The following is a 1327-nucleotide window of genomic DNA, read 5'->3' as shown; positions in this document are numbered from 1 at the left end:
TCATTAAATTGTGTCAATTTTCGATTCGAAAAATATTCCAGTCTTTTAGATAAATCATTTACGATAATTCCATCGACAATATAACCTTGTTCAGGATCAAATTGTATATGCTTTTCCCTTAAATATATCTCTTCCTGAGTTTCTTTATTCCCTTTAAACAATCCACTTAACTTGCTAAACATGACTCTATAGTTTCTTGGAAAAATTGCATATTATGATATCCGATTTATATCAAAGTTTGAGTTTTTGGCTTAAAGAATGTTTTTTGTAAAACATTCTTTAAAAAAACTGTAGAACTTTAATTATTCATCACCAAGATCATCCAGAAAATCAACTGTCGGCACAAAGAATAATGTCCCAGTTTTCGCTGTACTAAAATCTAATAAGCGATCTAGATTTCCTTCAGCATCCCCTTGGAACATATGTTCAAGCATTTGACGGGTCACACTGAATTTTCTTGCGTAACCAATAAAAAAAGTTCCATACTCATTTTTTGAAGGATTAGAAAATGGCATGTTAGCACGCATAATCTTAAGTTCATTACCCTGCTCATCATGTGCCTTACTCACAACATTATGTGCCGTTTTAGGTTTGACATCATCGCTGAGTTCAACATCATTAAACTTTTTACGACCTATGACTTTTTCCTGTTCTTCGTCACTTAATCCACGCCATTTATCCATATCATGAATATACTTTTGAATAAAAGCATAGCTTCCCCCTTTAAATTCAACATCCTCGTCACCAACGAGTGCATATTCTGCAGCAATTTCAGGTTCTGGATTTTCCGTACCATCCACAAATCCAATAATTGCACGCCCATCAAAATATCTAAATCCATGCACCTCATCAACAGGATATGTCACATTGCTTAATTGTTCTTGAATAATGCTACCCAACTCATAGCAAAGTGCTTGTCTATCAGCACGAATATGAAAAAAAAGATCTCCGGCAGTCGATACGGCAGTATATTTAGGACCTTTTATTTCCTGAAATGTTTCCAGCTCACTCGGCTTCGATTGATTAACAAAGAGCTTATCCCAGGCATTTGAGCTAAACCCCAAAGTTGCATTAAAATTACTTTGTGGAAAACGATTGCTCAAACTTCGCGTTAAAGCTGAAAAGTTTGCTGCAAAATCAATGACAGTTTCGACAGCCGAATCACCTTCTTTCAATCCGAGCACTATGAATAAAGCATTTTCACCTGGACGACTGATTACGGGCTGAATTCGAGTATTTGTCATTGTAAATTCCTTACTGTCATTATGGATTGTGATTAATTTATCACGTTAAAAGTCAAATACATTAATTTTTTAACATTTCAATA

At 34.7% G+C, this 1327-nt stretch carries 1 protein-coding gene and 1 pseudogene; both read right to left on the bottom strand.

Annotated elements, in window-relative coordinates; translation table 11 throughout:
- Positions 1–182: pseudogene (locus KPC_RS20670) on the bottom strand (hypothetical protein); the annotation flags it as partial.
- Between the two features lie 120 nt (positions 183–302).
- Positions 303–1244: a Dyp-type peroxidase gene (locus KPC_RS19775; RefSeq protein ID WP_121976005.1), complete on the bottom strand. Its 942-nt coding sequence runs from the start codon at positions 1242–1244 to the stop codon at positions 303–305.
- Between the last annotated feature and the right edge of the window lie 83 nt (positions 1245–1327).

Source organism: Acinetobacter stercoris (genome assembly GCF_900323515.1).
GTDB lineage: Bacteria > Pseudomonadota > Gammaproteobacteria > Pseudomonadales > Moraxellaceae > Acinetobacter > Acinetobacter stercoris.
The sequence above is the reverse complement of the archived record's forward strand: the minus strand, read 5'-3'. Positions and strand labels throughout refer to the sequence as shown.